The following is a 21,163-nucleotide window of genomic DNA, read 5'->3' as shown; positions in this document are numbered from 1 at the left end:
CTATTATAATTCAGGAATGTAAATATCAAAAGTGGCGCCTTGACCTTTTTCGCCACTTGCCGTGATAATTCCTTTGTGGTTTTCTACAATCTTTTTTACAATTGCAAGACCAATTCCGGTTCCTGCAAATTCATTTTCCGTATTCAGACGTTTAAAAACCTCAAAAATACGCTCCTTGTATTCGGCTTCAAAACCAATTCCGTTATCCGAAATTTTAAGATGATAATAGATCTTTTCAGGATAATTTAGCTCATGATTAATGCTTTTTCCTTTAATTCTTTCCGCACTAATCTCAATTACAGGAGTAAGATTCTTTTTAGAGAATTTTAATGCATTTCCGACCAGATTATGCAGCAATTGCCTAAACTGAAACGGGATAATAGTGGCTTCACCCAAAGGATGGAAATTAACAAAAGCATTCTTTTCTTCAATTCGGTCTGAGAAATCACTTAATATTTCCTCTGCAATATCATCTAAATTCGTTTTCACAAAGATTCTTTCAGCAGAGTTGGTTCTTGAATATTCTAAAAGATCCTGAATTAAGGTTTGCATTCTTTTGGCTGAAACTTCAATTCGGCTTAAATAAATTTTGGCTTTCGCCGAAATATTCTGCTCATCTAAATCAGACAATCGACTGGCAAAAGTCTGAATTTTTCGTAGCGGTTCCTGCAAGTCATGGCTTGAGATATAAGCGAAAGACTGCAGTTCGATATTCATATTAATCAGGTCCTTATTTTTAAGTTCCAGTTGTGCCGTACGTTCCTGAACCTCTTTTTCAAGTTTAGAGGTAAAATCTTTTTGATCCTGAATATCAGTACTGGTACCAACCCACATTTGAATTTTTCCCTGTTCGTCTTTCTGGGCAATTGCCCTGCTTAATTGCCACCTGTATTCGCCATCATAACGACGAAAACGATGCTCTAATAAAAAGTTATTTCCGGTTTTTATGGCTTCCATCCAGGTATTTACATTGGCTTCCCGATCTTCAGGATGTACAATCTGCAGCCAGCCTTTTTTCTCAATTTCATCAACTGGTATTCCGGAATACGTATAAACAGATTCATTAAAATAATTCAAATTCCCCAGTGCATCACTTGTCCAGATATGCTGAGGCATAGAGTCGGCAAGGAGTCTGAATTTTTCTTCGCTTTTGATTAAAGTTTGCTGGCTGTTTTTTTCGTCTGTAATATCCATTATGGTACCCAGCATTTTTACAGGATTTTTATCTTCGTCAAAAAAGATCTTACCATGTGCTTTTATCCAGCTTATGGAATGATCGGGTTTAATAACGCGGGCTTCATATTTGTAAATACTGGTTCTAAGTGCCACTTTATAAGCTTCTTCCAAAACAGGCTGATCGTCAGGATGAATTTGATTTCGAATTTCAGGGCGTGTTATTTTTACTGTTTTATCATGCCCAAAAATAGTAGCAAGGTTTTCTGAATATATTAAATCCTGAGTGATAAGATTGACGTCCCAGGTAGCAATTTCGGCAATTTCAACAGCTAATCTTGCGCGTTCTTCGGCATCTTCAACCTTTTTACGCGCTTCTACTTTTGAGGTTACATCATTTACGTTAACCATAACGCCCGAAGCTTCTCCTTCTTTTTCGAGTAACGGAGTATACTGATAATCAAGATAAAATTTCTTGAGTTTTCCCTTCACATTTACATAAGCAAGCGCTTCGTTTTCGCGAACAATTTTCTTGTTCAGTATAACCTGATCCAGTAATTCCGGATATTTTTGTTCTAATAATTCAGGGAAGACCTCAATGATAGGTTTTCCAATAGTTTCTTTTTTCTTTTTCTGCCAGATGGTTTTCATCATGGTATTATTCGCCATTTCGATAATATGGTCTTTCCCTCTAAAAATAGCCATTGCAATAGGAGAGTCCATTACTAAATTTCTAAAAGCTTTTTCGCTTTGTGTCAATAAATAACGCGCTTTTACGGCTTCAGTAACTTCGTGGGTTACTATAATAACACCCACAGTATTGTTTTCTTCTTTTAAAGGATGAAAAACAAGATTAAAATAACAAACTTCCTGTTTGCCGTAACGATTTAAAGTAACCTCCAATTCATTTGAATAATAAGGAATTCCATCTTCATACACTTTTGAAAGCAACGGATAAACTGTATCCTTAGTTTCGGGAACAGTAGCAAAAACGGGTTTATCCAGAATATCGTCTTCTGTTTTATCGATAATCTGAAGATACGTAGCATTGGCCATTTCGACAATCAGATCAGTGCCTTTAAGAATGGCAATCCCAAGTGGAAGCTGCTTTACGGTATTTCTAAATCGCTTTTCGCTTTCTTCAACAGCCGTTCTGGCAATTACCTGTATTGTAACATCATTAGCAATGGCAACAATCCCTGAAATAGACCCATCTGATTCTTTTAGTGCTTCGTAAACGACATTAATAAACGTGTTTACAATCTTACCTTTTCGGGTTAATTTTACGGGAAGTTCATAAGCAGTAAATCGTTCTCCTGTAGCATAAACGTTAAGTAAAACACCTTCTAAACCCTGACCGGCAACTTCCGGCAGCGCTTCAAAAACAGGTCTGTTGATAACTTCTTCTATTTTTCGGTCCCAAATTTCGAGCATCAGTTCGTTTGCAATTTCTACAACATAATCTTTTCCCCTAAAAATGCACATGGCATTAGGAGTTTGCAATATATTATTACGATAACGTTCGTTACTGTTTTCCAGATTTTTACGAATATTGACTTTGTTGGTCGTTTCATCGCAAATAACAAGAACACCATTTATTTTTCCCTCATCATTATTTACTGGACTATAACTAAAGGTCCAGTAAACGTCTTCCATTTTTCCGTTTCTGTATATGGGTAAAAGTTGGTCTTCGTGCCAGGTTGCCTCGCCCTCAGTAAGAACCTGATCGATTAGAGGTTTAATAAAATCCCAGATTTCAGGCCAGTATTCGGCGCCTTTTTGTCCTAATATAGCAGGATGTTTTCCGTCATTCCCGAGGCTGGGACGATAAGCGTCATTATAAAAACAAATATGATCCGGTCCCCAAAATAAGAACATGGGAAACTTTGAGTTCAAAAGTATTCCTAAAGTAGTACGCAAACTCTGCGGCCATGATTCAACAGGACCTATAGAAGATTTGCTCCAGTCTTTAGCACGTGTAAGCGCGCCCATTTCGCCTCCTTTGGCAAGAAAATCATGATTCTTAGTACTCATTAAAGTCATTTTTGTTTCTGGTTAAAACAAGAAAGTATTGGTAAAAAAGTTATAATTTCTAAAGTTGGTCTTTTTATAGAATTGTTAAAATTAGTAAATTAATTATTGATTTGTTTTTTGATTTTTTGAATGAGGTAATTTTTAAATCTATTGAGTTAATTTTATTTGTAATCAATGATGAAATTTGAATTAACAATAGATTTGAAAAAATCTTAATACAATGAAGTCATGAAAAAAGAGCAAAAACACGAAACCGATTATATCAAAAAATATCAGGACGAAGGATATACTTCTAATTTTTTATTCGAAGCGGGAACTTTATTAGACTCTGAAACGAAATATGCTTATCAGCCCAATGAAATTTTTATCGTAGCGCATCACCGTTATGAAGGAATGAGTGATCCTGATGATATGTCTATTTTGTATATAATCGAAACAAAAGACCAGATAAAAGGAACACATTTAATAGGTTATGGCCCAACAGCAGACCTTGAAGAAGCCGAATTTTTTAAAGATATCCCAAAGGCAAACTATTCGAAAAACGCCGATATCAATGAACTTACATAAGAAAAGAAAATAGATTAGTATTTTTTTATTTTGCTGGGGAGCAGTTGTTCCGGATTTATCCGGGGCAGCTGCTTTTGTTTTTTTATAAGTTTCTGATTTTCTGAGTTGTTAAGCTGCTAAGGTTCTAAGTTTTTTTTCTTACCACTAAGGCATAAAGAATTTAATTAATGTTTAATAGATAATCGCGCAAAGACGCAGAGTCGCAAAGAAAAGAGATTAAATCTTTGCGACTCTGCGTCTTTACGTGAAATTTTAATAATCCTGTTCAAAAAACTTTGTGTCTTAGTGTCTTCGCGGCAAAAAAAACAAACTGTCTTAGTAGTAAAAACAACCCTTGTAATAATTATGAAATATCTGATTGAAATTGTATAAAGGTTTGATTAACAATATTTCTGAAATTTGAATTATCAAAATAAGATAAAAAACCAAAGTTGGGTTTTGTACGTAAATAAGTACGAACCATTTTATAAAAACCAGAACATTATGAAAAAACTATACTTAAATACAGGAGGATTTAATGCTATTTTTAATAACCTTAAAGATAGTTTTAACGCCGAATTGATTACCAATAATAACGAATACAATTTGATTATTAAATCGAAATGGGCAAAAGGAACTATTAGCGGCGTTTGTTTTGAAAATAAAATGTCTCATATGCATTTTGACCTTGTATTTAATGAGGATATTACCTTAAGTGTAGAAGCTTTTAAATCTGCTCCGATACTTTTTGCGTATTGCGAAAACGGAAACTTAGCCCATAGTTTTGGTGCTAATGGCGAGAAAAAAAGCATTAAAAAAAATCAAACTGGAGTTTTAAGCAATACATCGGTTATCAATAGTGTTTTGTATTTTGAAAGTCATAAGCACATTCAGTTCTCTTTAATTGGAATGCCAACAACGGGGGGAGAAGGGGATCAGAATTTTGAAATGATTACCCAATTAAAGAAAAGATTCATGAACGAATCGGGAAATTATATTTATACAGGATCAGAGAGCTTAAAAGTAATTCAGAAATGGCAGGAGTTAAAAACACTTCCGCAACAAGGAATTGTTAGAAACCTGATTAAAAAACTGATACTAAAAGAGATTATCGAGATGGAGATAGCCCAACATAGTTACAATTACATGAGTACGTTTGATCCTATCGTAAATCTGGCAGCAAGACAAATTAACGAGATTAAAAGAATTTCACACATGAATATTTCTGAAGTTATAAATGCTGCAGGATTAGCCAGCCGACACTATTTGCCACGTATTTTTAAAGAAAAATATCATTTATCATATAAGCCATTCAATCAAAAATTAGCTAGCTAATAAGCATTATATATACTACTTCTTTACGAAAAAACAGCTTTTCTACGAGCTGTTTTTTTATGGGATGTCGTTAAGCATTGCGCTTAAGATAGTCCTCGGATGATACTGATTCGCTTTGCGAAAACGCGGGTTTTTATGATGAAACTTAAAAGCTTTGTGCCTTAGTGCCTTCGTGGCAAAAAAAAGCTTGTGTCTTTATGGCTAAGATTGCCCGCGGATGATACTGATTCGCTTAGCGAAAGCGCAGATTTTCGCGGATTTCAATAATAAACTTAAAAAAACTTTGCGCCTTTACGTCTTTACGAGATTAAAAAACTCAGCAACTTAGCAATTCAGTACTAGCTCTCCTTCTCATAATAAATAATAAAATACACCATAATCAAATTCAGGCATAACGAGACGCTGTTGGTAATTATTATAGGCAGATCATTTTTTAAAATGCCGTAAATAATCCAAACCAAAATTCCGAAAGTGAGGATGCTAAAGGTTTTAAGTGATATTTGTTTCACTTTTTTAGTTTTCCAGACTTTTATAATCTGCGGAATCACTGATATTGTAACACAGGTTCCGGCGAAGAGTCCAACAATATCTATTAAGTTCATTTTTTTTAAAGTTACTGAGTTACTAAGTGGCTGATTTTTTTAATCTCGCGAAGGCGCAAAGGCGCATTTTTTTAAGTTACTGAGTTGCTAAGTCTCTAAGTGGCTGAGTTTTTTGCTCTCGCAATCCCAATAGCTATGGGGAGCAAAGTTGTTTTTTAAGTGCATTAATTTATTTAAGAATAAAGCTTAGTAACTTAGAGACTTAGCAACTTAGCATCTTAAAAAAAAACTATCCTCCAATCATTTCACCGCCATTAATATGTATAAATTGTCCGGTGATATAACTGCTGTCTTCGCCGGCCAGGAATACGTATGCGGGAGCAACTTCTGAGGGTTGACCGGCTCGTTCCATTGGATTGTCTTTTCCAAAATCAGATAATGTATCGAAACTCGCTACTATAAGCGGAGTCCATATTGGGCCTGGAGCGACTCCGTTTACACGGATTTTTTTCTTGGCAAGCATGGTAGATAATGATCTGGTAAAACTTACGATGGCACCTTTTGTACTGGCGTAATCTGCAAGATGTTCGCTGCCGCGATACGCCGTGACTGAACTTGTATTAATTATGGTATCACCTTCTTTTAGCAATGATAGAGCAGCCTTTGTAATATAAAAGTACGGATAAATATTGGTTTCGAATGTTTTATGAAGCTGCGCTGCGGTTATATCTTCCAATTCGGTTTGAGGGAACTGTACTGCAGCATTATTCACCACAATATTTATTTTTTTAAAATGAGTATGGCATTTTTTTACGGCACTTTTGCAAAATTTCTCCTCCTTCAAATCTCCGCTAATAATCAAACATTGTCGGCCTTCTTTTTCAATTAAGGCTTGTGTATCTTTAGCATCTTTATCTTCTTTGAGGTAAACAATAGCAATATCAGCTCCTTCTCTGGCAAAATGTACGGCAACACTTCGGCCAATACCACTGTCTCCACCGGTTATAAAAGCTACTTTTCCTAAAAGTTTTCCGCTTCCTGTGTAGTTTTCTCGTATAATTTCAGGTTCCGGACGCATTAGGTGTTCGTTGCCTGGAAGGTTTTGTTTTTGTTCTGGAAATGTTTTCATCTTTTTCATAACATGTCATTTTGAAGCAATTAATCTGACTCTAAAATAGTTAATGATAATTCAATGTATTAACCGAAAGAAATTTAAGATTATCGCAATAAAAAAGCCTTACATATTTTTAATGTTCAACATGGGAATTATGTAACTAATTAAATTTTCAATAAAAGTGCTGTCTTCTTTTTTTTTATAAATTTGAAGGTTTGACTAACGTTATCTAAAAATAGGATCAGCTATTTTTTATGACATTTTTCAAAGTGATTTTCAAACTAAAAACAAATTTTAATTCATAGAACTTTACTCCCCAACCAGTATGGTATTAATCGTTGACGATATAAAGGCAAATATTATTGCTTTGAAGAAAACATTAGAGCTACATGACATTGATGTGGATACTGCCGAGTCTGGTGAAGAAGCCCTGAAAAAGATTTTAAAGACAGATTATTGCCTGATTATCATGGATGTTCAGATGCCTGGACTTGACGGTTTTGAAGTTGTAAAAATTCTCTCGGGTAATAAACGAACCAAAGACATTCCTGTTATTTTTCTATCAGCGCTTAACATCGAAAAAAAGTATATTTTTAAAGGATATGAAACCGGTGCTGTCGAATATATTACCAAACCTGTTGACAGTGATTTGCTGATTTTAAAAGTAAAAACCTTTTTAAAACTATACGAACAGCAAAGAGAATTAAAAGGAATGAAAGAACTTCTTTCTAAAGAAATCATCATTAGAAAAGAAGCTCAGGATAATCTCGAAATTAAGATCGCCGAAAGAACCAGGGAACTGGTTTTGAAAAACGAAGAATTAGAGATGAAAAATCACGAACTCCAACAATTTTCCTGGGTAGTTTCGCACGATTTAAATGAACCTATACGAAAGATTCAGATCTTTATAAAAATCATCAAAGAGCTTTATCTGGCCGATGATGCAAAAGCAGTTGATTATGTAAATCGTACCATAAAATCGGCAGAAAGAATGCAGACTTTAATTACCGATTTATTGGCGTATTCGAGATTATCATCCCAGGTAAAACCCGAAGTAACAGATTTGAATGTGGTGCTGCAGGAAGTTTTATCTGATTTTGATTATTTGATCGAAAGAAAAAACGCCACTATAAAATCGAATGAACTTCCTACGATAGATAGTATCCCGAGTCAGTTGCGACAAGTTTTCCAGAATTTGATCGGGAATGCCTTAAAATTCTCCGGAAACTCTCAACATCCCTTAATCGAAATTACTTCGGAAATCATTTCTGATAAATCGTTTGAGAGTCCAACTTCCCCGGAAGGGAAATTTTGCAGAATTACAGTAAAGGATAACGGAATTGGTTTTGATGAAATTTATCTCGACAGGATATTTATTATTTTCCAGAGTCTAAACGATCGCCAGTCCTACGAAGGAACCGGAATTGGATTGGCAATTGCAAAAAAAATCATCGAAAAACACAATGGATTAATTACAGCAAAAAGTCAGGTAGGACAGGGCGCAAGCTTTATTATTATCCTGCCTCTAAAATACGAGTAAACAAAAGTATATTTTCCCTTTAAAATACCAATAATTATAACCAAAAAACATGAAGAGTAATTTTAAAAGAAATTTGTTAATCAGTTCGTTAGTCTCATTGTTGGTACTAATGATCAGTTCTACAGCTTCATTTCTTAGTATAAAAAGCTTATTAGACAGTAATTCGTGGGTAAACCATACTCAGGAAGTTATTTATAACCTGAACGAAGGTTCGGCTATAATTACTGAGGCACAAACCAGTATGCGAGGCTATTTGATTACGGGCGACGAACAATTTGTAGACCGATACAATGATGCCGAAGCAAAATCGAAAGTTTTCTTTGATAAGGTAACTGAACTTACGGTTGATAATCCGTCGCAACAAATGCAGTTAAAGGAGCTAAAAGTGCAACGTGAAAACTTTTTTAAATACTTAAACAATCAAATTGTAAAGAAACGTCTCGGAAAAAACTCCGCTACATTTGATCTTGCCGAAGGTCGAAATATGATGAGTGATTTGCGTGCACAAATAAAAACTGTTGAAAATACAGAACAAAACCTTTTAAAAGTACGCAACGAAAACTCAGAACGTTACGGTACTTATAGCATTGTCCTGATTATTGTCGCTTTTATAATTGCTTTCGTTATTTCGATTGTCTTTTTGATCCGAATTTTGAAAGATTTCAACGAGCGTGCTTTACTTCAGAATGAATTAGAGAAAAAAGACCGCGAAACAGCGCAAAGAATCGAAGCCATAAGTTCTATTGCCAGTAATATTTCGAACGGAAACTATGATATCAGGGTAGACGATAACAAGGCTGATGCTTTAGGAAATGTAGGAGAATCTCTAAATAGTATGGGAGTTTCTTTAAAAAATTCTTTCGATTTATTATCTCAAAAAGAATGGCTTCAAACCGGAATTGCAAATCTTAATAATGTAATGCTGGGTGATAAAACGATGCAGAAATTATCAAAAGATGTGATCGAATTTGTGTGCCAATATACCAATAGCAGTGCGGGAGTTTTATATATTTTAGAAGATAATGAACTTTTTGTTTCAGGAGGTTACAGTTATATACCAGGCAAAAATCGTGAACGCATTCAAAAAGGAGAAGGTTTAATTGGTCAGGCCATTGTTTCAGGAAAAATTCTGGAATTAAAATCTTTATCTCCAGATGATATCCAGATTAATTATGCTTTGGGACAAATAAAACCAACACATATTGTAGCAGTTCCGTTATTAGATACGAGAGTTGAAGGTGCTATAGAGTTGGCGAGTATTTACGGATTTTCGGACCTGCATTTAGAATTTTTGAAAAGCGTTGCAAACAACATAGGAATTGCCATTAAATCGACTCAAAACAGAAAACGAGTGATGGAATTGCTGGAAGAAACCAAATCTCAGTCTGAGGAACTTCAGGTACAGCATAGCGAATTAGAAGCAATTAATGCCGAGTTAGAAGCGCAAACAGAGAAACTTCAGGCTTCTGAAGAAGAGTTACGTGTACAACAGGAAGAGTTAGAGCAGACCAACGAAGAATTGTCTGAAAGAAGTGTTTTATTAGAAGAAAAAAACAATGAAATTCAGAAAAAATCTGAAGCTTTAGAACTTACAACTCGTTATAAGTCAGAGTTTTTGGCGAATATGTCGCACGAATTGAGAACACCTTTAAACTCGATTTTACTTTTAAGCCGTTTGTTATCTGAAAATAATAACAAAAGCATGGTCGAAGAAGAAATTGAGTTTGCCAAAGTAATCCAGAGTTCTGGAAATAGTTTGTTAGGACTGATTGATGAAATTCTTGATTTGTCTAAAATTGAAGCCGGTAAAATGGAGCTTGAATTCCTGGACGTTTCAACCAAAGAAATCACAGATACTTTATGGAACTTGTTTAATCAGGTGGCAAAAGAAAAAGGAATTAAGTTTGAAATTATCTCTAAAGATGCACCAATTGTTATCAAGACAGACAAAATGCGTTTAGAGCAAATTTTGAAAAACCTGATTTCGAATGCGATTAAATTTACCGAAAAAGGAACGGTTAGTGTAGAAATTAAAATCAATACCGACGATGATAAAATCATTTGCTTTATTGTAAAAGATACCGGAATCGGAATCCCGTTAGAGAAACAGCCTTTAATTTTCGAAGCGTTTCAACAAGCCGATGGTTCTACCAAACGTAAATATGGCGGAACCGGTTTAGGATTGTCGATTAGCCGTGAATTGGCAAAACTGCTTCGTGGAGAAATTATATTGCATAGTAAGGAGAACGAAGGTAGTTCGTTTACTTTATGTCTGCCTGTTTTTGGATCTGCTGTTCATAAAATTAATGTAGAGAAGATTCCGCCAACAGAATTTACAGAAGTAGAACCGGATGAAAAAGCGCCGCCAAAGAAAAAATACATAAGCGAAACTATTCCTGCCGAAATTGAAGACGACAGAGATTCAATTTTACCTAGCGATAAGGTAATTATGATTGTAGAGGACGATATTAATTTTGCCAAATCGCTTCTAACCTTCACCAGAAAAAAAGGCTATAAAGGAGTTGTTTCCGTGCGAGGCGATTATGCTTTAAATTTTGCATTGCTTTACAATCCGGTTGGTGTTTTATTAGATATAGAGTTACCAATAAAAAGCGGTTGGGAAGTTTTAGAAGAATTAAAAAATCACTCAGCAACCAAACATATTCCGGTTCATATTATGTCATCGCACAAATTAAAACAGGAAAGTTTACTAAAAGGAGCAGTAGACTTCTTAGACAAACCGGTCGCTTTCGAGAAAATTCCGGATGTATTTTTACGAATCGAGCATATCATTAATAAAGAAGCACAAAAAGTTTTAATCATCGAGGATAATCCAAAACATGCTAAAGCGCTGGCTTATTTCTTAGAAACTTATAATATTAATTCAGAAATAAAAAGCGAAGTTTCGCAAGGATTAGAAGCTTTGAATAAGACAGAAGTAGATTGTGTTATTCTTGATATGGGAATTCCGGACAAACACGCTTATCAAATTCTTGATGGTGTAAAGAAATCTCCGGGATTAGAAAACTTGCCAGTAATTGTCTTTACAGGAAAAAGTTTATCGATGAAAGAAGAAGTAAAAATTAAAAAATACGCCGATTCGATTATTGTAAAAACAGCGCATTCGTACCAAAGAATGTTAGACGAAGTTTCCCTATTTCTGCATTTGGTCGAAGATAAAAAAGAAGGAAAAGACAATAAAGAAAGCTATAAAAAGCTAAATTTACTAAATAATATCCTGCACGATAAAAAGGTATTAATTGTAGATGACGATGTTCGTAATATTTATTCGTTGACAAAAGCCTTAGAAGTTTTTAAAATGAATGTTATTACCGCTTTTGATGGTAAAGAAGCCATCAAAATCCTGGAAGAACACGACGATACTGATATTGTTTTACTGGATATGATGATGCCTAATATGGACGGTTATGAAACAGCCGAAAAAATTCGTAGCATGCCTAAGTTTTTAAATTTACCTTTAATAGCCGTTACAGCCAAAGCAATGACAGGCGACAGAGAAAAATGTATCAAAGCAGGAGCATCAGATTATATTACCAAACCGGTCGATATTGATCAGCTGCTTTCGTTATTGCGAGTGTGGCTGTATGATAAGATATAAATAGATTACAAAGAAAAAGTTAGCCAGAGATTAAAATAACTCAGGCAGATTATTTGATGCTAATTTCACGCAGATTTAAAAAGATTCAAGCAGATGTGCACAGATTATTTAATAAAATCTAAAATTAAATCTGCTTTAATCTTTTTAAATCTGCGTGAAACAAAAAAGTTTTAATCTTTGAAATAAAAAACTTTACAAAAAAAATAATTCGTTACAAAAAAACAAACCAAATAAAAAGTGGGCGAAATGAATAAAAAAAGACTTTTAATTATTGATGATGACTCTAGAAATATTTTTGCTTTAGAACACACTTTACGTGCGAAATCATTTGATTGCTTGTCTTGTTTAAGTGCTGAAGAAGCATTAAAATTATTGAGTACTGATGAACACATCGATGCTGTCCTGATCGATATGATGATGCCCGAAATGGATGGTTATGATGCTATTCCGTTAATAAAAGCATTGCCTAACAGGAGATCGACGTTTGTTGTAGCAGTAACGGCGCAGGCGATGGTAGGAGATAAAGAAAAATGTTTAGAGGCTGGGGCAGATGCGTATATATCTAAACCGGTAGATGTAGATAAATTACTGCTTATTTTAGGCAAAATTTAATGGAATATGATTGAGGATATTGAGTTAGAAACGCTTATTAATGAGATATATGAATATTATGGTTTTGACTTTAGTAGTTATTCACGCGCTTCTCTAAAAAGACGTGTAAACAGACTAATTCATCTTGACGGATTTATGCATTTTCATGAATTTCTTTCCAGGGTTCGTTATGATCCTGAATATTATAAACGAATGATCGACGAAATCACGGTCAATGTTACCGAGATGTTTCGTGATCCTTCCTTTTATGCCGTAGTTCGAAATCAAATATTACCCTTATTAGGTACAAAACCATTTATTAGATTATGGCACGCAGGATGTTCTACGGGCGAAGAAGTGTACTCGATGGCTATTATGCTAAAAGAAGCCGGTTTGCTGCATAAATCCTTAATTTATGCAACAGACATTAATGCAACGGTTTTAGAAACAGCCAAAAAAGGAATCTTCCCTTTAAGGATGATGAAAGAATACTCAGAAAACTATCGCGATGCAGGCGGACAGGAAGATTTTTCGAATTATTATATTGCCAATTATGGTATTGCCAAGTTTAATGAAGAACTGGCCGAAAAAATGGTCTTCTCACAGCATAATTTAGTTTCAGATACTTCATTTAATGAGTTTGACCTTATTTTATGCCGTAATGTTTTAATTTATTTTGATAATGATCTTCAAAAAAGAGTCATTAATTTATTCGATGAAAGTCTGTCTGTTTTAGGTTTCCTGGCACTTGGAACCAAAGAAACTATAAAATATTCTATTCCTATGAATAAATACAAACAGTTGGATAAAGAAAAAATATGGAGGAAAATAAAATAATATCAGGCTGTAAAGTAGTAATAATAGGCGGATCTGCAGGAAGTTTAAACGCTTTAATGCAAATTTTGCCTGATCTATCACAATTAAATGGTTTTGCCATCGTAATTGTTTTACACAGAAAAAGCACAGATGATCAGACTTTAGAGGAATTAATTGCCCTGAAATCGAATATTACTGTAAAAATAGTCGAGGATAAAGTGCCCCTTGTGCCAGGATACATCTATGTCGCGCCATCTAATTATCATTTATTATTCGAAAGAAACGATACCCTTTCGTTAGATATATCAGAGAAAATTAATTATAGCCGTCCAAGTATCGATGTTTCGTTTGAATCAGCATCAGAGATTTACAGAGAAGCTTTAATTGGAATTTTATTGTCAGGTTCTAATACCGATGGGACTTATGGTTTAAAAGCCATTAAAGCCGCAGGAGGAACCATTGTCGTACAAAACCCAACCGTAGCAGAGATGCCTTTTATGCCTCATAATGCTATTTTAAACACCAGTCCCGATTTTGTTTTAAACAATCAGGAAATATTAGAGTTTATCAGTGCTATTAATACTTAATAATCCAAATAAAGAGTTGGATGTGCAGTTAGGCTACATATGGTAGAAATTTAGTTTATGATATGCTGGCGTGCCGTAGGTACGCAATAAAGCGATTGATATGGTGTACCTACGGCACGCTAAATCTGTTCCTACATCTGATTTTCTACCAAGATTTTGTGCCTGACGGCACGAATTGTAGACTTTTAATACTATTTTTTAGGTTTAGGCGCTTCATCTTCCGGAAGGACAACCTTATTCAATTCAGCCTCTTTTTCAGCCCTTCTTTGTGCCGCTCTACCTTTACCTATAGGTATTCCAGCCGTTAAATACAAAGATCTGTTGTATACATTTGGCCTGTCGCCTTTCATTACCGGAACCAGACCATAATAATATTGAACTGTTATGTTTAAACCGTTACCCACATTCATATGATAACCCGCACCAAGTGCCACACCCGCATCAATAACCCGTATCTGATCGCGGATATTCTTTTTATAAATCACATCGTCTTTACCGTATTCTTGTTTAAATTCATCAAAAGTTTTGGCTAATAAACCAAACTGAGGCCCTGTTTTAAGATATATTCTATTTTTAAACTGATATTTAATTAAAATAGGCACATTAAAATACCTGAATTCGCGATTCACACTTCCGCCAGCAAAAGTATTATCCAGATTCGCATCGTTTAAAGAATAAACCGGAATTCCGTGTGCCACCCATAGGCGATTTTACTATTACCCCGTATTGATCATCCAGGCAGGATTTTATTTAGATCGAATGTCAAAATAAAAACTAAGATTAAACCCAACATTCGTTCCCGAAGATTCAAGACCCGAAACGTCAGAGAAATTCGCGCCGCCTTCGAGCCCAAACTCCAAAAAAGGAGAATTTAATTTATCCACAAAAATTAAAGAAATTAAAACACTTTTATCTTTTTTTTTTTACGAATATCATTTTCAAACATTTAGATTTTTATAATAGAAATAAATGTTACTTTTGTGTTGTGAAATGGATAAACATCATATTGTCGATTTATTTAATGGCACTTTCCAGTATGCCCTGTGCAGATATGGAAGTAAATAGTGCTGCTCATAAAACGGCCCAGTTTTCATCAGAAGCCAATCATACTCATGATAAAGACAATGATTTGTGTTCTCCGTTTTGCGCTTGTAATTGCTGTGGTGCTCAGGTTTTAAGTTATCAGACTGCTGTAAGTTTTGAATTTCCTGTAGCATATTCCATTATTTCAATTCCATTACCCAATTATACCTCAGTTGCTGCTTCTAATTTCTACGGAAGTATTTGGCAACCCCCTCAAATAGCATAATGATTGCCTGATTAAGTTCGGGTTAGAGAGTTGTGGATTTTCCACAGAAGTAATAGGCAAAACTTTGTCTAATTTCTCATGTCATTATACCCTTAAAATGTTAGATAAAATTATACAGTTTAGTATAAAGAATAAGTTCGTTATACTACTATTTACCCTTATATTAATAGCTTGGGGAAGCTATTCGCTCAAACACTTACCACTGGATGCTTTGCCGGATATTACCAATAATCAGGTACAAATTATCACGACAGCACCCACTTTGGCCAGTCAGGAAGTTGAGCAATTAATAACCTATCCGCTGGAGCAAGCCGTAAAAACGGTTCCGGATATTATAGAACTCCGTAGTATTTCGCGTTTCGGATTATCAGTTGTTACCGTTGTTTTCGAAGACGATGTCGATATTTATTGGGCAAGGGAACAAATATTTCAACGCCTAAAACAAGCCGAAGAAAATATTCCCGATTATGCAGGAACTCCTGAATTAGCACCTATTTCGACAGGTTTAGGAGAAATTTACCAATATGATGTATATGCCAAAAAAGGCTACGAAAACAAATACGATGCAGTAAAACTTAGAACCATTCAGGACTGGATTATTATTCCGCAATTGCAGGGCGTCAAAGGCGTTGCAGATGTAAGTACCTGGGGCGGGAAATTAAAACAATACGAAATTGCTGTGAACCCCAATACCCTAAATAGTTTAGGCGTTACAATTACTGAAATTTTTGATGCTTTAGAAAAAAACAACCAAAATACCGGAGGCGCTTATATCGAAAAGGATCAATTAGCCTATTTTATTCGCGGTGTCGGAATGGCAAAAGGAACAAAAGACCTTGGAAATGTCGTGGTAAAAAACCGAAACGGTTCGCCCGTTTTAGTCCGTGATGTTGCCGAAGTTCGTGAAGGCGTTGCCCTGCGTTACGGAGCATCAACCAAAGACGGAAAAGGAGAAATTGTTTCCGGAATGGTTTTGATGTTAAAAGGTGAAAACTCCAGCGCCGTTGTAGACAGAATCAAAGAAAGAATGATTCAGATCAATAAAAGTTTACCCGAAGGTGTTGTTGCCGAAGCTTTTATAGACAGAGGAAAACTAGTCGATAACGCGATCGGAACTGTTACAAAAAACTTATTAGAAGGAGCTTTGATCGTGATTTTTGTCCTGATCTTATTCCTTGGTAATCTTCGTGCGGGTTTAATCGTTGCCTCGGTAATTCCGTTAGCGATGCTTTTTGCTATTATATTAATGAATGCCTTTGGTGTAAGTGGAAACTTAATGAGTCTGGGAGCAATCGATTTTGGAATCATTGTCGACGGAGCTGTAATTATTGTCGAAGCCACAATGCATCATTTGCAGCAATTGAAACGGAAAAAAGAATTATCGCAAGGCGAAATGGATGTTGAAGTTTACAATTCGGCTTCGAAAATCAGAAACAGTGCGGCCTTTGGAGAAATCATCATTTTGATTGTTTATCTGCCTATCCTGGCTTTGGTAGGAACCGAAGGTAAAATGTTCAAACCCATGGCAATGACTGTTGGTTTTGCTGTTGCCGGAGCATTTATCCTTTCGTTGACTTATGTGCCTATGATGAGCGCTTTATTCTTATCTAAAAAGACAGAACACAAAGAAAATTTCAGCGACAGAATGATGGCTTGTTTAGAGGCATTTTATACTCCATTATTAGAAAAAGCACTGCAATTTAAAAAGATTGTTTTAGGAATTGCATTGGGTCTATTTGCCTTGGGATTAATTGTTTTTAATAGTATGGGAGGAGAATTTATCCCGACTATCGAAGAAGGAGATTTAGCCATAAACGCCACTATTATGACCGGAAGTTCGCTTACGCAGATGGTAGAAACTACCACGAAATACGAGCAAATATTAAAAGCAAAATTTCCGGAGATAAAAACAATAGTAACCAAAATAGGAAGTGGGGAAATCCCCACAGATCCTATGCCTATTGAAAGTGGCGATTTGATTATTGTTCTAAAGGACAAAAAAGAATGGGGACGAAAATATCACAATTGGGAAGAACTGGCTAATGCCATGAAAGAAGAAATGGAAGTCATTCCGGGAGCCAATATTGAGATTTCACAGCCTATACAAATGCGTTTCAATGAATTAATGACCGGAAGCCGAAGCGATATCGCCATCAAAATTTTTGGTGATGATCTGGAAATTCTGGATGCCAAAGCAACCGAGTTAATTTCGAAGATAAAAAGCATCGAAGGAATTGGAGATTTAAAAGCGGATAAAGTAACGGGTTTACCTCAAATTACCATCAAATATGATTACAATAAAATCGCTTTATACGGTTTGAATATTTCAGATATCAATAGAATTATCCGTTCATCATTTGCCGGAGAAAGCGCCGGAAAAATCTACGACGAAAGCAAAAGATTTGATGTTGTAGTGAGAATGAACGAAGGCAATCGCGCTGATATTACCGATGTGAGTAATTTGTTTATTCCTTTACCAAACGGGCAGCAAGTACCACTTTCGCAAGTTGCAACGGTTGATTATGAGCAAGGCCCTGTACAAGTAGTTCGTGAAGACGGAAAACGCAGAATCACCGTTGGATTAAACGTTCGCGGCCGCGACATAAAAAGTGTAGTAGAGGAAATTCAGCAAAAACTGGATAAAAACTTTAAACTTCCTGCGGGTTATTACGTGACCTATGGCGGTCAGTTCGAGAATTTAATCGAAGCCACCAAACGACTTTCGATCGCTTTGCCAATCGCTTTAGGATTAATATTAGTATTGCTTTATTTCACTTTTAAAAGTTTCAAACAAGCAGGACTAATTTTTACTGCAATTCCGTTATCAGCCATCGGTGGTGTTTTTGCGCTCTGGATGCGCGGAATGCCGTTTAGTATTTCGGCAGGAATTGGTTTTATAGCCCTCTTCGGAATCGCGGTTCTAAACGGAATCGTATTGATCTCGTATTTCAATCAACTAAAAACCGAAGGAATATCAGATCCGCTGCAAAGAGTTTTAATAGGAACCAAAACGAGATTACGCCCTGTTTTAATGACGGCTGCCGTAGCCTCTTTAGGATTTTTACCAATGGCATTGTCAACGAGTGGAGGAGCAGAGGTGCAAAAACCTTTAGCAACCGTAGTAATTGGCGGTTTATTCTCAGCCACATTATTGACGCTGATTGTTTTACCGATTTTGTATTTGCTGTTGGAAAGTAGGTTTAAACGCAAAGAGCGCGAGGATTTACGCGAAGAACGCAATGAAATTTAAAAATAGGAAAAAATGTTTCACGCAGATTATGCAGATTGAAGCAGATTTAAATTAAAATATTATAAAAAATAATCTGCGCATATCAGCTTAAATTTTTTAAAAATCTGCGTGAAACAAAAATTACAAGAGAAAAATGAAAAGTATAAAATATAATATAAACACAAACACCTTTGCGAACTTTGCGAAAAACCTTTTGCGAACTTTGCGGTTAGGTACGTTCCTATTGACAAGTACAGTATCATCAGCACAAGAAAAAATCACTCTTGAAAAAGCCATAGAACTTGCCAAATCAAACAACATCGATTTAAAAATTGCCGATAAGGAAATAGAAAGACAAACCGTTCTGAAAAAGACCGCATTTCAGCCGGAACCGCTACAAGTGCAATATCAGGGCGGACAATTCAATAGTGTGGATTATGACCACAACGTTTCGGTGCAGCAGTTTTTTCCACTGGGAAGCATCACCAAAGCCAATCGTCAATTGCAGGAGGAATTGGTAAAACTGGCCGAAAAACGTAAAGCCTTATCTTCTTATGAAATCGAAAAAGCCGTAACCTTGGCCTATTATCAATATTTGTATGGTGTTTCGATTCAGAAATTAAACTCGGAACTCAATGATATTTATACCAAATTCTTAAAGAATGCAGAACTCCGTTTTCAAACCGGAGAAAGCGGAAACATTGAAGTTATTAGTGCTAAAGCGAAAGTAAAAGAGATCGAAACGCAAAAAGCACAATTAGAATTTGATTTGGCAATTTACCAAAAGCAATTGCAGTTTTTTGTTCAGACTGATGAAAATATTGTTCCCGATGATAAAACAGCATTACAATATACTATTATAAAAGAAGAAGGAAATTCGAAAGCAGAAAACTTAATGAGCGATTATTACCAGCAGCAAATTTCGGTTTCTCAAAAAGAAGCCAATACGTATAAAGCCATGCGAATTCCGAAAATAGGAATAGGTTATTTTGCGCAAACAATCGACACCAAATCATTGTATCAGGGATTTACTGCCGGATTGCAAATTCCGTTGTTTGGAGGCGTGAATACAGCCAGAGCACAGGCTTCGGCGATTAGTATTTCGCAATCGAAATTGGCTTTAGATAAAAATAAACTAACGCTGAATCTGCAAAGACAAGAGTTACAAAACAATTATGCAAAACAGCAAAAAGCATTAGATTATTTCCAGAAAGAAGGATTGCAATATGCAGATCAGATTATCACTACTGCGCAAAAAAGTTATGCCAATGGCGATATGAGTTATTGGGCGTACATCAGTTTTTTGAATCAGGCAATTGATATTAAAAAACAATATACAGAGGCGACTCATAATTTTAATCAAAGTGCCATCGAGCTTCAATTTCCAACCATCAAAAACAATTAAAATGAAAAATATATTTAATTATCTAACCGCAAAGAACGCTAAGGTTGTATCGCAAAGGTCGCAAAGTTTAATTTCCTTACGTGCTTCGCGCTTTTTCTTTGGGTGCATTGCGGTTATATCTTTCGCATCTTGTAATGAAAAGAAAGCAGAAGAGCCACAAGAAGAAGAAAAATCGCAAACAGAAGTAGCTCTAAATGAATCGCAATACAAAACCGTCGGCATCGAAACAGGATTTGTAGAAAACAGAAACCTGAACAAAGTCATAAAAGCCAACGGTTATACTACAGTTCCGCCACAAAATTCTGCCGAAGTTTCGACTTTGATAGGAGGAACCGTGAAGGATATTTTTGTTTTGGAAGGTACTTATGTCAACAAAGGAAAGGTTTTGGCAACGATTCAGAATCTGGAAGTGATTGAAATGCAGGAAGATTATCATTCGGCTACAGCCAATATCGAATACTTGCAATTAGAATACAACCGTCAGAAAACCTTAAGCGATGAAAATGTAAACCCAAGGAAAGTTTTTCAGGAAGTAAAATCAAAACTGGCAGCAGAAAGAGCCAGAGCACAGGCAGCAAAAAATAAATTAGATGCCTTGCACGTGAGTACAAAAGGCAGTACTTCGTTAGTGCCAATTGTAGCGCCAATAAGCGGTTATGTTGGGAATATAAAAATTGCAAAAGGAGCCTACGCACAAACCGGAGTAACATTGTTTGAAGTTGTTGATAATACTCAAATGCACTTAGACTTAAATGTGTATGAGAAAGATTTAGGCTCTATTTCGATCGGACAGATAATTGATTTTGTATTGACCAATCAGTCGAACAAATCGATAAAAGGAAAAATCTTCGGGATCAATAAATCTTTTTCTAACGAAAGTAAAACCGTTGCCGTTCATGCCAAAATCGAATCAGATGACGCAAAAGGACTGATTCCGGGAATGTACGTTTCGGCGAATATCAACATTACCAATGCGACTGTTCCTGCTGTACCAAAAGATGCTGTGGTTCGAAATGCAGATAAGTATTTTGTCTATATTCAGGAAGACGAACACGAAGAACATGAGAAACACGAAGAAAATAAAGGTGAAACAGAAACGCCTCATGAAAAAGAAATTCATTTTAAAGCCATCGAAGTGATTCCCGGAACAACAGACTTAGGTTTTACAGAAATAAAGTTTGTAGATGAAATTCCTGCCAATGCAAAAATTGTAACAAAAGGCGCTTTTTATTTGCTTTCGGCAATGAAAGGCGGAGGGGAGCATAGTCACTAATTTTTTTTAGTTGCTAAGTTGCTGAGTTACTAAGATGCTAAGTTTTTTAG

At 35.6% G+C, this 21,163-nt stretch carries 16 protein-coding genes; 11 read left to right on the top strand and 5 right to left on the bottom strand.

What is annotated here, in order from left to right; translation table 11 throughout:
* Nucleotides 1-3: 3 nt before the first annotated feature.
* Nucleotides 4-3,207: a PAS domain S-box protein gene (locus tag GIY83_RS10820; protein ID WP_208686917.1), complete on the bottom strand. Its 3,204-nt coding sequence runs from the start codon at nucleotides 3,205-3,207 to the stop codon at nucleotides 4-6.
* Nucleotides 3,208-3,435: 228 nt separating this feature from the next.
* Between GIY83_RS10820 and GIY83_RS10815 the strand changes: the two genes are divergently transcribed.
* Both GIY83_RS10815 and GIY83_RS10810 read left to right on the top strand, forming a co-directional pair.
* Nucleotides 3,436-3,774 (top strand): hypothetical protein, encoded by a 339-nt coding sequence (locus GIY83_RS10815; protein WP_194616636.1) that lies wholly within the window; start codon nucleotides 3,436-3,438, stop codon nucleotides 3,772-3,774.
* A gap of 483 nt (nucleotides 3,775-4,257) precedes the next feature.
* Nucleotides 4,258-5,088, top strand: coding sequence for a hypothetical protein (locus GIY83_RS10810; protein WP_208686915.1), 831 nt, complete (start codon nucleotides 4,258-4,260; stop codon nucleotides 5,086-5,088).
* A 338-nt stretch (nucleotides 5,089-5,426) separates the two neighbouring features.
* Here the strand turns inward: GIY83_RS10810 and GIY83_RS10805 are convergent, their stop codons facing one another.
* Both GIY83_RS10805 and GIY83_RS10800 read right to left on the bottom strand, forming a co-directional pair.
* Nucleotides 5,427-5,690: a SemiSWEET family sugar transporter gene (locus GIY83_RS10805; RefSeq protein WP_194616638.1), complete on the bottom strand. Its 264-nt coding sequence runs from the start codon at nucleotides 5,688-5,690 to the stop codon at nucleotides 5,427-5,429.
* Nucleotides 5,691-5,919: 229 nt separating this feature from the next.
* Nucleotides 5,920-6,768, bottom strand: a complete 849-nt coding sequence (locus GIY83_RS10800; RefSeq protein WP_208686913.1) for an SDR family oxidoreductase — start codon at nucleotides 6,766-6,768, stop codon at nucleotides 5,920-5,922.
* 301 nt (nucleotides 6,769-7,069) lie between these two features.
* On the opposite strand from GIY83_RS10800, the gene GIY83_RS10795 reads away from it, so the two are divergent.
* The 5 genes from GIY83_RS10795 to GIY83_RS10775 all read left to right on the top strand — a co-directional run bounded on the left by GIY83_RS10795 (nucleotide 7,070) and on the right by GIY83_RS10775 (nucleotide 13,897).
* A complete protein-coding gene (locus GIY83_RS10795; RefSeq protein ID WP_208686911.1) occupies nucleotides 7,070-8,284 on the top strand; it encodes a response regulator in 1,215 nt (404 codons plus the stop codon).
* A gap of 49 nt (nucleotides 8,285-8,333) precedes the next feature.
* Nucleotides 8,334-11,903, top strand: coding sequence for a response regulator (locus tag GIY83_RS10790; protein ID WP_194616641.1), 3,570 nt, complete (start codon nucleotides 8,334-8,336; stop codon nucleotides 11,901-11,903).
* 246 nt (nucleotides 11,904-12,149) lie between these two features.
* Nucleotides 12,150-12,515: a response regulator gene (locus tag GIY83_RS10785; protein ID WP_194616642.1), complete on the top strand. Its 366-nt coding sequence runs from the start codon at nucleotides 12,150-12,152 to the stop codon at nucleotides 12,513-12,515.
* A gap of 6 nt (nucleotides 12,516-12,521) precedes the next feature.
* Nucleotides 12,522-13,331, top strand: coding sequence for a protein-glutamate O-methyltransferase CheR (locus GIY83_RS10780; RefSeq protein WP_208686909.1), 810 nt, complete (start codon nucleotides 12,522-12,524; stop codon nucleotides 13,329-13,331).
* Nucleotides 13,313-13,897 carry a chemotaxis protein CheB gene (locus GIY83_RS10775; protein WP_208686907.1) on the top strand — a complete coding sequence of 195 codons (585 nt, stop codon included), beginning with the start codon at nucleotides 13,313-13,315 and terminating at the stop codon, nucleotides 13,895-13,897. Before GIY83_RS10780 ends, GIY83_RS10775 begins: the two co-directional genes overlap by 19 nt.
* Nucleotides 13,898-14,088: 191 nt before the next feature.
* Here the strand turns inward: GIY83_RS10775 and GIY83_RS10770 are convergent, their stop codons facing one another.
* Complete coding sequence (locus GIY83_RS10770) at nucleotides 14,089-14,595, bottom strand: outer membrane beta-barrel protein (RefSeq protein ID WP_229029297.1); 507 nt, start codon at nucleotides 14,593-14,595, stop codon at nucleotides 14,089-14,091.
* Nucleotides 14,596-14,643: 48 nt separating this feature from the next.
* Nucleotides 14,644-14,781, bottom strand: coding sequence for a hypothetical protein (locus tag GIY83_RS24915; RefSeq protein ID WP_229029296.1), 138 nt, complete (start codon nucleotides 14,779-14,781; stop codon nucleotides 14,644-14,646).
* A 101-nt stretch (nucleotides 14,782-14,882) separates the two neighbouring features.
* Between GIY83_RS24915 and GIY83_RS10765 the strand changes: the two genes are divergently transcribed.
* The 4 genes from GIY83_RS10765 (at nucleotide 14,883) to GIY83_RS10750 (ending at nucleotide 21,113) form a co-directional block, all read left to right on the top strand.
* Nucleotides 14,883-15,206 carry a DUF6660 family protein gene (locus GIY83_RS10765; RefSeq protein WP_229029294.1) on the top strand — a complete coding sequence of 108 codons (324 nt, stop codon included), beginning with the start codon at nucleotides 14,883-14,885 and terminating at the stop codon, nucleotides 15,204-15,206.
* Between the two features lie 97 nt (nucleotides 15,207-15,303).
* A complete protein-coding gene (locus GIY83_RS10760; RefSeq protein WP_208686905.1) occupies nucleotides 15,304-18,456 on the top strand; it encodes an efflux RND transporter permease subunit in 3,153 nt (1,050 codons plus the stop codon).
* A gap of 133 nt (nucleotides 18,457-18,589) precedes the next feature.
* Nucleotides 18,590-19,840 (top strand): TolC family protein, encoded by a 1,251-nt coding sequence (locus tag GIY83_RS10755; protein WP_208686903.1) that lies wholly within the window; start codon nucleotides 18,590-18,592, stop codon nucleotides 19,838-19,840.
* Between the two features lies 1 nt (nucleotide 19,841).
* Nucleotides 19,842-21,113, top strand: a complete 1,272-nt coding sequence (locus tag GIY83_RS10750; RefSeq protein WP_194616647.1) for an efflux RND transporter periplasmic adaptor subunit — start codon at nucleotides 19,842-19,844, stop codon at nucleotides 21,111-21,113.
* The last annotated feature ends 50 nt before the right edge of the window (nucleotides 21,114-21,163 follow it).

This window comes from Flavobacterium sp. SLB02 (assembly GCF_009664855.1).
In the GTDB taxonomy this organism is placed as follows: domain Bacteria; phylum Bacteroidota; class Bacteroidia; order Flavobacteriales; family Flavobacteriaceae; genus Flavobacterium.
Note: the sequence above shows the minus strand (reverse complement) of the source record. Positions and strands in the feature narration are given on the sequence as shown.

Coding starts and splice junctions, on each gene's coding strand:
- GIY83_RS10760 (WP_208686905.1), top strand. CDS start 15,304: ATGTTAGATAAAATTATACAGTTTAGTATAAAGAATAAGTTCGTTATA.
- GIY83_RS10750 (WP_194616647.1), top strand. CDS start 19,842: ATGAAAAATATATTTAATTATCTAACCGCAAAGAACGCTAAGGTTGTA.
- GIY83_RS10805 (WP_194616638.1), bottom strand. CDS start 5,690: ATGAACTTAATAGATATTGTTGGACTCTTCGCCGGAACCTGTGTTACA.
- GIY83_RS10785 (WP_194616642.1), top strand. CDS start 12,150: ATGAATAAAAAAAGACTTTTAATTATTGATGATGACTCTAGAAATATT.
- GIY83_RS10810 (WP_208686915.1), top strand. CDS start 4,258: ATGAAAAAACTATACTTAAATACAGGAGGATTTAATGCTATTTTTAAT.
- GIY83_RS10790 (WP_194616641.1), top strand. CDS start 8,334: ATGAAGAGTAATTTTAAAAGAAATTTGTTAATCAGTTCGTTAGTCTCA.
- GIY83_RS10775 (WP_208686907.1), top strand. CDS start 13,313: ATGGAGGAAAATAAAATAATATCAGGCTGTAAAGTAGTAATAATAGGC.
- GIY83_RS10755 (WP_208686903.1), top strand. CDS start 18,590: ATGAAAAGTATAAAATATAATATAAACACAAACACCTTTGCGAACTTT.
- GIY83_RS10795 (WP_208686911.1), top strand. CDS start 7,070: ATGGTATTAATCGTTGACGATATAAAGGCAAATATTATTGCTTTGAAG.
- GIY83_RS10800 (WP_208686913.1), bottom strand. CDS start 6,768: ATGAAAAAGATGAAAACATTTCCAGAACAAAAACAAAACCTTCCAGGC.
- GIY83_RS10820 (WP_208686917.1), bottom strand. CDS start 3,207: ATGAGTACTAAGAATCATGATTTTCTTGCCAAAGGAGGCGAAATGGGC.
- GIY83_RS10815 (WP_194616636.1), top strand. CDS start 3,436: ATGAAAAAAGAGCAAAAACACGAAACCGATTATATCAAAAAATATCAG.
- GIY83_RS10780 (WP_208686909.1), top strand. CDS start 12,522: ATGATTGAGGATATTGAGTTAGAAACGCTTATTAATGAGATATATGAA.